The sequence below is a fragment of the Streptomyces triticirhizae genome (assembly GCF_003696235.1).
Classification (GTDB): Bacteria; Actinomycetota; Actinomycetes; order Streptomycetales; family Streptomycetaceae; genus Streptomyces; species Streptomyces triticirhizae.
This window is the reverse complement of the sequence record NZ_RFFJ01000197.1, coordinates 1-10,840: the sequence shown is the minus strand read 5'-3', so window position 1 is coordinate 10,840 and position 10,840 is coordinate 1. Positions and strand designations below refer to the sequence as shown.

Here is a 10,840-nt window from a genome sequence, read left to right as displayed (position 1 = left end):
GTTTTGGGTTCCGGTGGTCATGGCGGGAAGGAAACGCCCGGTTACATTCCGAACCCGGAAGCTAAGCTTTCCAGCGCCGATGGTACTGCATGGGGGACCGTGTGGGAGAGTAGGACGCCGCCGGACATAACGCCCCAATAGCTCAGTCGGTAGAGCGTCTCCATGGTAAGGAGAAGGTCAACGGTTCGATTCCGTTTTGGGGCTCACAGAACAACCCTCGTCGAAAGACGGGGGTTGTTTTTTTACGGCCGGACCCTTTCGGGGCCGGCCGTTTCGCTGACTACTCCGGGATGCGCAGGGTCAGGATGGCCATGTCGTCCGACGGGGCGTCAGAGGCGAAGCGTTCGACGGCCCGTAGGACGCGGGCGGCGACCGCTCCGGCGGTGAGCCCCGTGCAGTTGCTGAGGACATCGGCCAGGCCGTCGTCGCCCAACATCCTTGTGCCCTCCCGGCGTTCGGTCACCCCGTCGGTGACGCAGAGCAGCACGTCGCCCGGGTCCAGGGTGGCCGTCTGCTCGAACAGCTCCAGGTCGTCCATCACACCCAGCAGAGGCTGGGGGCTGGCCGCCGACTCGACGGTGCCGTCGGGGGAGAGGCGCATCGGGAGAGGGTGGCCGGCGCAGACCATCTTCAGCAGGGCGCCGCCCGAGGGCTGGGGCCACAGCTCCCCGTAGAGCAGCGTGAGGAAGCGTGCCCGTGGGCCCTCCTCCAGGATCGCCGCGTTGAGCCGCTCCAGCACCGCCGGGCCGCCGAGGCCCTCGCGGGCCAGCAGGCGGAGCGCGTGCCGGGCGAGTCCCGTCACGGCGGCGGCCTCGGGGCCCGTGCCGCAGACGTCGCCGATGGCGAAGCCGTACACGCCCTCGCGGATCGGGAAGACGTCGTAGAAGTCGCCGCCGACCTCGTTGCCCTCTCCGGCCGCACGGTAGATGACCTCGACCTCGACGCCGTCGATGGCGGGCAACTCCGGGGGCAGCAGGCTGCGTTGGAGGGACTGGCTGATGGCGGTGCGCTCGCTGTAGAGCCGGGCGTTGTCCAGGGCGAGCGCGGCCCGGCGGGAGAGGTCCTCGGCGAGTTCCAGGATGTCCTGGCGGAACCGTTCGTCGGTGGGCTTCCCCAGGGCCAGCAGGCCGATCACCCGGTTCCTCGCGACCAGCGGCAGGACCACGGTCTCGCCGCCCACGGCTGAGGCGGTGGCCAGGCTGGTGCCCGGCGTCTCCGACGGAGGGCGCCCGCCCAGGGCCAGGCTGCGGAGGGAGGTGCGCAGCGCGGTGTTGCGCGCCGCGTCGGAGGGCGCGTTCCAGGGGCGCACGCCCAGCGTGAGATCCGGCGCGGGAGGCTCGACGCGCTCCAACAGGGCCTTGATCCCGTCGATGCGTTCCTCGTCCTCGTGCAGCACATAGGAGAGCGTGGGCTCGGAGCCCGGCTCGGGGATCGTGTAGACGGCGCACCAGGTGGCGAGCGTGGGCACGGTCATCTGGGCCATCAGCGCGAGCGTCTGGTTGCGGTCCAGGGTGCCGGCGAGCAGCTCGGACGCCTCGACGAGGAAGGCCAGCGAGCCCCTGCGGAGGCGTTCCAGCTCGGTGAGCCGGGCGGACTCCACGGCCAGCGCGATCCGGTCGGCGGCGAACTGGAGGCGGAGCGCCTCCTCGTTGCTGTAGCGCCCGGCGGTCTCCGAGGCGACGCCGAGGGAGCCGGTGAGGCGGCCCTCGACCTTGAGCGGCACGGTGACCACGGCGTGCATCCCGGTGCCCGAGAGCAGCGGGACGGCGCCGGGGGTGGTGGCCAGGTCCTCGTGGACCGAGGGCATCCGGGCCGAGCCGTAGCGGCCGCTGCCGGTCTCGACGGGGACGCGGGCGAAGCGCTGCCGGGCGGAGGGCAGCCCGGTGGTGGCGCGGACCTCCAGCTCGGTCTCGTCGTCCGTGGCGAGCAGGAGGAACGCGGCGTCGCCGTCGAGCATGTCGCGGGCGCGTTCCACGGTGCGTTGGAGCAGTCCGTCGAGGTCGTCGGGTGGCGGGGAGCCGATGAGGGCGTCCAGGGAGTCGCCGGAGCGGTCGCGCGGGTCGTGGGCGTTGCCGCCGTGGGCCGGCAGCCGGGCGGGGCTCTGGAGGATGGCGCGCTCGGAGTCGCGGACGATCAGGCAGACCGTGGACGGTTCGCCGTTGGCGTCGCGGACGCGCAGGTGGCAGGCGTAGACGGGCACGGTGCGGCCCTGGGAGTCGCGGACGCCGTAGCTGCCCTCCCAGCGGGAGAGGAGCAGGGCCTCGGCGATGCCGGTGCCGGTGCCGGGGGTCTGGGGCCAGGCGGCGAGGTCGGCGAGCGGCTTGCCCACGACCTGCTCGGCCGAGTAGCCGAAGAGCTGGTGGGCGTCGTCGTTCCAGCTGGTGATGGCGTCGGTGCGGTCGACCTCGACGACGGCGACGCGGACCCGGGCGTCGGTGACCGGCAACGACTCGGCCGGCAGGACGGGGCCGGCGGTGCGGGTTCCGACGGGCACGGTCTGCTGGTCGAGGCGGAACCAGACGCACTTGTCGGTGGTGGTGTAGTCGACGCCCCAGCGGCTGGCGAGCGCGGCGCAGAGCATCAGGCCCCGGCCGCCCTCGCTGTTGAGGTCGACGCGGCCCCGGGAGACCTCGGCGAGCGGGAGTTCGCGTTCGGGGTGGCGGTCGACGACCTCGACGCGGACGCCCCGGTCGTCGCGCAGGCACCGCACCTCGGCCGAGGTGCCGGCGTGCACCACGGCGTTGGTGACCAGTTCGCTGGTGAGGACGACGGCGTCCTCGATCAGCTCGGCCAGGCCCCATCCCTGGAGGGTGTCGCGGACGAAACCCCGCGCGGTCGCGACCGAGCGTCCAACCGGCTCGAAGGTGGCCGCTGCGCGCGCGGTGATCACGTCACTCCCCCAATGGTCGTTCTCGGCACGATGCGGTGCCGTGGGCTGCTCGGGTGCCCAGGTTACTGACGTCCGGCGGCTTGGCGGACGGTGCGTCCTCGAATTCCCCCTGACCGGGAAATCGGTCGTGTGCGATGCTGCCGAACTGTTATCGCCCGGTCCCTCCGGAGTGAAACACTGGGAGGGCTCGATGTGAGGTGCCGGGCGAATTGATCGACCCCCGTGGGAGGGACACAGTGGTGTCTGACGGAGCAGTGTCGCGAGGTCAGCGGCGAGGCCGGGCGGTGAAGCCCCGGCCGGGTGCCACCGTCGAGGTGGACGCCGCCGCGCTGAACCGGCTGCTCTCGGCTCTGGAGTCCATGCGGGACGGCCACCTGCGGAAACGGCTGACGGTCACCGGCGAGGGGCCGATGGCGGAGATCGCCGCCGTGTACAACGAGGTCGCCGAGCGTGGTCTTCAGCTCACCGGTCAGCTGGCGCGGGTGCGTCGGGTGGTGGGTCGGGAGGGGAAGCTCTCGGAGCGGATGGAGACCGGGCTCTGCGAGGGGGCGTGGGGCAAGGCGATCGACGACGCCAACGACCTGGTGGAGGACCTGGTGCGCCCGGTCTCCGAGGTGGGCCGGGTGTTGACGGCGGTGGCGGAGGGCGATCTGCGGCAGCGGATGGATCTGCGGGCCCAGTCGGACTCGGGGGTCGGCCGGCCGCTGCGGGGCGAGTTCCTGAAGGTGGGGCGGACGGTCAACGGGCTGGTTGACCAGCTGTCGGAGTTCACGGACGAGGTGACGCGGGTCGCCAGCGAGGTGGGCACCGAGGGCAAGTTGGGCGGTCAGGCCCGGGTGCCGGGGGTCTCGGGCACCTGGAAGGACCTGACGGACTCGGTCAACACCATGGCGAGCCGGTTGACGGCGCAGGTGCGGGACATCTCGATGGTGACCAAGGCGGTCGCCGACGGTGACCTGGGGCGCAAGGTCACGGTGCATGTGGCCGGCGAGATGCAGGAGTTGAAGAACACCGTCAACACGATGGTGGACCAGCTGTCCTCGTTCCAGTTCGAGGTGACGCGGGTGGCCCGCGAGGTGGGCACCGAGGGGCAGTTGGGTGGGCAGGCGCGGGTGGACGGGGTCTCGGGGGTCTGGAAGGACCTGACGGACTCGGTGAACCTGATGGCGGGGAACCTGACGGACCAGGTGCGGGAGATCGCCCGGGTGACCACGGCGGTGGCGGAGGGGGACCTCTCGCAGCGGGTGATGGTGAACGCGCGGGGCGAGGTGGCACAGCTGGCGGAGACCATCAACGGGATGACGGAGACGCTGCGCGGCTTCGCCGACGAGGTGACGACGGCGGCCGTGCAGATCGGCACGCAGGGGATGTTGGGGAGCCAGGCGAAGGTGCCGGGCGTCTCCGGGCGTTGGAAGGAGTTGACCGACTCGGTCAACATGGCGTTCCAGAACCTGACGGATCAGGTGCGGGACATCGCGCAGGTGACGACGGCGGTGGCCAACGGCGACCTGTCGCAGCAGGTGACGGTGGATGTCTCCGGCGAGATGCTGGAGTTGAAGAACACCGTGAACACCATGGTGGACCAGCTGTCGTCGTTCCAGTCGCAGGTCACGCGGGTGGCGCGGGAGATCGGCGACGAGGGTGCGCTGGGTGGGCAGGCGTCGGTGTTGGGGGTGGCCGGGGCCTGGAAGGACCTGACGGACTCGGTCAACACGGCGTTCCGCAATCTCACCGGGCAGGTGCGGAACATCGCGCAGGTGACGACGGCGGTGGCCAACGGCGACCTGTCGCAGAAGGTGACGGTGGATGTCTCCGGCGAGATGCTGGAGTTGAAGAACACCGTGAACCGGATGGTGGACCAGCTGTCCTCGTTCGCGGAGCAGGTGACGCGGGTCTCGACCGAGGTGGGGATCGAGGGGCGGCTGGGGGGCCAGGCCCAGGTGGACGGGGTGTCGGGGACGTGGAAGGACCTGACCAACTCCGTTAACCAGATGGCCGACAACCTGACGGACCAGGTGCGGAACATCGCGCAGGTGACCACGGCGGTGGCCAGGGGTGATCTGTCGCAGAAGATCGAGGTGGACGCGCGCGGCGAGATGCTGGAGTTGAAGAACACCGTGAACCGGATGGTGGACCAACTCTCGCTCTTCGCCGACCAGGTGACCCGGGTGGCCAGGGACGTGGGCACCGAGGGGCGGCTGGGCGGTCAGGCGCAGGTGCCGGGTGTGGCCGGGGTCTGGCGGGATCTGACCGATTCCGTCAATGGGATGGCGTCGAACCTGACGGATCAGGTGCGGAACATCGCCGGCGTTGCCACGGCGGTGGCCAGGGGCGACCTGTCGCAGAAGATCACCGTGGACGCCCAGGGCGAGATCCTGGAGTTGAAGGACACGTTGAACACGATGGTGGACCAGCTGTCGTCCTTCGCCGAGCAGGTGACGCGGGTGGCCGTCGAGGTGGGCACCGAGGGGCGGTTGGGCGGCCAGGCGCGGGTGGACGGCGTCTCGGGCACGTGGAAGGACCTGACCCAGTCCGTCAACAGCATGGCGAACAACCTGACCTCGCAGGTGCGGAACATCGCGGAGGTGACCACGGCGGTCGCCAGGGGTGACCTGACCAAGAAGATCACGGTGGACGCGCGGGGCGAGATCCTGGAGCTGGTGACCACGGTGAACACCATGGTCGACCAGCTGTCGTCGTTCGCCGAGCAGGTCACCCGGGTGGCGCGCGAGGTGGGCACCGAGGGGCAGCTGGGCGGCCAGGCACAGGTGCGCGGGGTGTCGGGGACGTGGAAGGACCTGACGAACAACGTCAACCTGATGGCCAGGAACCTGACCAGCCAGGTGCGCAACATCTCGGAGGTCGCCACGGCGGTGGCCAACGGTGACCTGTTGAAGAAGGTCACGGTGCAGGCGAGCGGCGAGGTGGCGCAGCTCGCCGACACGGTCAACCGGATGGTGACCACGCTGTCGTCGTTCGCCGCCGAGGTGACGCGGGTGGCGCGCGAGGTCGGCACCGAGGGGCGGCTGGGCGGTCAGGCCCAGGTGCCGGGCGTCTCGGGGACCTGGCGGGACCTGACGGAGTCGGTCAACTCGATGGCCTCCAACCTCACCGGGCAGGTGCGCAACATCACCCAGGTGACGACGGCCATCGCCAAGGGCGATCTGACGAAGAAGATCGACATCGACGCCCGGGGCGAGATCCTGGAGTTGAAGGACACGTTGAACACGATGGTGGACCAGCTGTCGCTCTTCGCGGAGCAGGTCACCAAGGTGGCGCGCGAGGTGGGCACGGAGGGGCAGCTGGGTGGCCAGGCGCGGGTGCCGGGGGTGGCGGGCACCTGGAAGGACCTGACCGACTCGGTGAACGAGATGGCGGGGAACCTGACCCGTCAGGTGCGCGGCATCGCGCGGGTCGCGACGTTCGTGACCAGGGGCGACCACAGCGTGCGGATCGACACCGACGCGGCCGGCGAGATCCTGGTGGTGCAGGAGAACGTCAACACCATGATCAGCAACCTGCGGGAGGCCACGCTGGCCAACAAGGAGCAGGACTGGCTGAAGAGCAACCTGGCGAGGATCTCGGCGCTGATGCAGGGGCGGCGGGATCTGAAGGACGTGGCGCGGCTGATCATGAGCGAGCTGGCGCCGGCGGTGACGGCGCAGCACGGCGCGTTCTTCCTGGCGGTGCCGGCCGACGGGGACCGGGACGTGGTCGCGGGTCCGGGCGAGGGCGGCGACTACGAGCTGCGGATGATCGGTTCCTACGGGTACGCGGCGGGCAGCCAGGCGATGTCGTTCCGGCCGGGGGAGTCGTTGATCGGCACGGCGGCCGAGGAGCGGCGGCCCATCGAGGTGGGGCCGACGCCGCCCGGCTATCTGAAGATCTCCTCGGGGCTCGGCGAGGCGCCGCCGGTGAACGCGATCGTGCTGCCGGTGCTCTTCGAGAGCCGGGTGCTGGGCGTGCTGGAGCTGGCGTCGTTCAAGCCGTTCACCCAGATCGAGCGTGACTTCCTGAGCCAGATGGCCGAGATGATCGCGACGAGCGTCAACACCATCAGCGTCAACACCCGCACCGAGATGCTGCTGGAGCAGTCGCAGGAGCTGGCGGAGCAGCTCCAGGAGCGGTCGGGCGAGCTGGAGCGGCAGCGGAAGGCGCTCCAGGAGTCCAACGCGGAGCTGAAGCACAAGGCCGACCTGTTGGCGGAGACCAACCGCAACATCGAGGTGAAGAACTTCCAGATCGAGGAGGCCAGGCGCGGACTCCAGGAGCGGGCCGAGCAGTTGGCGGTCTCGATGCGGTACAAGTCGGAGTTCCTGGCGAACATGTCGCACGAGCTGCGCACCCCGTTGAACTCGCTGCTGATCCTGGCCAAGCTGCTGGCGGACAACGCGGAGGGCAACCTGTCGCCGAAGCAGGTGGAGTTCGCCGAGACGATCCACGGAGCGGGCTCGGACCTGTTGCAGCTGATCAACGACATCCTGGACCTGTCGAAGGTCGAGGCGGGCAAGATGGACGTGAGCCCGACCAGGATCGCGCTGGTGCAGCTCGTTGACTACATCGAGGCGTCGTTCCGGCCGTTGACGGCGGAGAAGAGCCTGGAGTTCTCGGTGCGGGTCTCGCCGGAGCTGCCGGCGACGTTGAACACGGACGAGCAGCGGCTGTTGCAGGTGCTGCGGAACCTGCTGTCGAACGCGGTGAAGTTCACGGAGACCGGCTCGGTTGAGCTGGTGATCCGGCCGGCGGGCAGCGAGGTCCCGGACGTGATCAGGGAGCAGATGCTGGAGAACGGCTCGGTGCTCTCGGCGGACGCGCCGCTGATCGCGTTCGCGGTCTCGGACACCGGGATCGGGATCGCCGCCAGCAAGATGCGGGTGATCTTCGAGGCGTTCAAGCAGGCGGACGGCACCACCAGCCGCAAGTACGGCGGGACGGGCCTGGGGCTGTCCATCAGCCGGGAGATCGCGCGGCTGCTGGGCGGCGAGATCCACGCGGCGAGCGAGCCGGGGCGCGGGTCGACGTTCACGCTGTTCCTGCCGCTCCAGCCGGCGGAGCTTCCGCCGCCCGGGTACGGGCAGTTGGCGGCGGGGCGGGGGGCGTCCGAGGGGACGGTGCTGCCGCCCCGGCCCAAGAGCCGCATCAGGGCGCTGCTGGCGGCGCCCGAGGAGGAGCAGGACGGCGCGCGGCCCTCGGGCGCGCCGGAGGGCGCGGAGGGGCGCGCCAATGGGGCGCGTCCGGCCGCCCCGGGGGACGCGGACGACGGGGAGGCACAGCGCCGGCGGGCGTCGGCCGCCGCGGAGCAGGCCGCCGCCTCGCTGACGAGGCGGCACCGGGACCGGGAGCGCTATCAGGAGCCCAGCAACGGCTTCGGCGGCGAGCGGGCGCCGGAGCCGGTGGTCGAGCCGGTCGCCGAGACGGAGGAGGTGCCGCACTACCAGCGGGACTTCGAGGGGCGGAAGGTGCTGATCGTCGACGATGACGTGCGCAACGTCTTCGCGTTGACGAGCGTGCTGGAGCACAGCGGCATCCGGGTGCTCTACGCGGAGAACGGGCGCGAGGGCATCGAGGTGTTGGAGTCCAACGAGGACGTGATGCTGGTCCTGATGGACATCATGATGCCGGAGATGGACGGCTACGCCACGACGGAGGCGATCCGTCGGATGCCGCAGTTCGCCGACCTGCCGATCATCGCGTTGACGGCGAAGGCGATGAAGGGCGACCTGGAGAAGACCATCGAGGCGGGCGCCTCGGCGTATGTGACCAAGCCGGTGGACGTCGCCGAACTCTTTTCCGTGATGGGGCGTTGGGTGCACAAGCGCGACGCGGAATGATCTGTCACGCTCCTCCCGGATGTGGAACCATCCGGGAGGAGCAACCGTTTTCCCGTTGGATGTGGTTGGTTCGCCGGGGCTTCTGGGGGCGTGTTATCGTGACGCAGCGCGATGCGCTGATCACCCGCTGCCCTGTGGTGCTGGCCGCTGGACGGGCGAAGGGATACTGCCGGTACGGTCGAAGTCGCAGCCGGAGCGTTGTCAGCCTCTCGTGTGAGTCGCGGGGGTCCCCGATGATGTCGCACGTTTGGGGCGACGTACCGGGCTTGCTGGCACCAGCGCCAGTGGTGATGTCAACATGTCCGGCACAGGACCGGACGGCGTGAGGGTGCCGTCCACGATGGCGGTGCCTCACGGTGCCGCAGGGGCGAGGAGGACGGGCCATGGTGCAAAAGGCCAAGATCCTCCTGGTCGATGACCGGCCCGAGAATCTGCTTGCGCTGGAGGCGATCCTTTCAGCGCTCGATCAGACACTGGTCCGGGCGTCGTCAGGGGAGGAAGCGCTCAAGGCGCTGCTCACAGAGGACTTCGCGGTCATCCTGTTGGATGTCCAGATGCCGGGGATGGACGGCTTCGAGACCGCGGCCCACATCAAGCGCCGTGAGCGGACGCGCGACATTCCCATCATCTTTCTCACGGCGATCAACCACGGCCCGCACCACACGTTCCGTGGCTACGCGGCGGGCGCGGTCGACTACATCTCCAAGCCGTTCGACCCCTGGGTGCTGCGCGCCAAGGTCTCGGTCTTCGTCGACCTGCACATGAAGAACGTGCAGTTGCACGAGCAGGCGACGCTGTTGCGCAGGGAGTTGGAGGCCGGGCACGCGCACGGCGAGGGCGAGCAGAGCGCGGGCGGGCTGCTGCCCGAGCTGTCGGCCCGGCTGGCCGCCGCCGAGGAGCAGGCCGAGGCGCTGTCCAAGGAGTTGGCGGAGTCGGGTGGCGGCGCGGCCGTCTCCACGGCGGCCCATCTGGAGCGCAAGCTGTCCGGACTGCGGCGCGCGTTGGACGCCCTCCAGCCGGGGGCCGGCGAGCCCAAGTCGGTGGAGTCCCGGCAGGGTTGACGCGGCGTCGGCGCCCGGCGGCGGTACGCCCGGGGTGTTCGGGGCACGTGTTCCGTGCCCCGGCTCCCAGACCCCGGTAGCCTCACCCTCATGGCCCCATCCACGTCCGGCAAGGGCTCCGCCGGCGCGCGCGGCACGGGAGCCCGGAAGTCGGCGCCCGCCAAGAAGGCGCCGGCGAAGAAGTCCACGGCGAAGCCCGCCGCGAAACGAGCACCCGCCAAGAAGCCGCCGGCCAGGAAGGCTCCCCCCAGAAACCTCGCGCTGCGCCTGGCACGCGGCCTCTGGCTCGGTCTGGCCCGCCCGCTGGGCGCCCTGCTGCGCGGCATAGGGCGCGGCGCCAAGGGCCTGGACCCCGCGCACCGCAAGGACGGGGTGGCGCTGCTGCTGCTGGGCCTGGCGCTGGTGGCGGCCGCCGGCACCTGGTCCAACCTCCAGGGCCCGGTCGGCGACCTGGTCACCATGTTGATCACCGGGGCGCTGGGCCGGCTCGACCTGGTCTTCCCGGTGTTGCTCGGCTTCGTCGCGGTGCGGCTGTTCGTTCATCCCGAGCGGCAGGAGGCCAACGGGCGGATCGTCATCGGGCTGACCGCGCTGCTGGTCGGGGTGCTGGGCCTGGTCCACGTCTTCACCGGGGCGCCAGGCCGCAGCGAGGGCACGCAGGCGCTGCGCGACACCGGCGGGCACATCGGCTGGGCCGCCTCCCGGCCGCTGATCCTGGCGATGGGCGAGCCGCTGGCGATGGCGCTGTTGACGCTGCTGACGATCTTCGGGCTGCTGGTGGTGACCGCGACCCCGGTGGCGGCGATCCCGCGCCGGCTGCGGCAGGGCCTGACCCGGCTGGGGCTGCTGGAGGAGCCCGAGCGGCGGGCGCACGACGGCATCGCCGACGAGGCGCTGGAGCGCCGGCCGCGCGGGCGGCGGAGGCCCGCCCCGGAGGAGGAGTGGGACGACGGCCCCGAGCCCGACGAGACGGACTGGGCGGTCGGCCAGGGCGCGCCGGCCGCCGGCCTCAGCGGGGAGGCGGCGGAGCGGCGCGCGCTGGAGGCGCGCCGTGCGCG

The 10,840-nt window shown here is 70.7% G+C and carries 3 protein-coding genes, 1 tRNA gene, 1 rRNA gene and 1 pseudogene; 5 read left to right on the top strand and 1 reads right to left on the bottom strand.

The window, feature by feature from the left end:
• The first annotated feature begins 9 nt into the window (after positions 1-9).
• Both rrf and EBN88_RS24955 read left to right on the top strand, forming a co-directional pair.
• Positions 10-126, top strand: a 5S ribosomal RNA gene (gene rrf / locus EBN88_RS24960).
• A gap of 5 nt (positions 127-131) precedes the next feature.
• Positions 132-204: transfer RNA gene (locus EBN88_RS24955), tRNA-Thr, on the top strand.
• A gap of 76 nt (positions 205-280) precedes the next feature.
• Here the strand turns inward: EBN88_RS24955 and EBN88_RS24950 are convergent.
• Positions 281-2,890, bottom strand: a complete 2,610-nt coding sequence (locus EBN88_RS24950) for a SpoIIE family protein phosphatase (protein WP_122399315.1) — start codon at positions 2,888-2,890, stop codon at positions 281-283.
• Between the two features lie 359 nt (positions 2,891-3,249).
• Here EBN88_RS24950 and EBN88_RS24945 point away from each other — a divergent pair, with 359 nt between their 5' ends.
• From EBN88_RS24945 to EBN88_RS24935, 3 genes and pseudogenes are all read left to right on the top strand, one after another.
• Positions 3,250-8,721 (top strand): HAMP domain-containing protein, encoded by a 5,472-nt coding sequence (locus EBN88_RS24945; RefSeq protein WP_233580925.1) that lies wholly within the window; start codon positions 3,250-3,252, stop codon positions 8,719-8,721.
• 383 nt (positions 8,722-9,104) lie between these two features.
• On the top strand, positions 9,105-9,782 hold the full coding sequence (locus EBN88_RS24940) for a response regulator (protein ID WP_122399313.1): 678 nt from the start codon (positions 9,105-9,107) through the stop codon (positions 9,780-9,782).
• A 90-nt stretch (positions 9,783-9,872) separates the two neighbouring features.
• Positions 9,873-10,840, top strand: a pseudogene (locus tag EBN88_RS24935) (cell division protein FtsK); the annotation flags it as partial.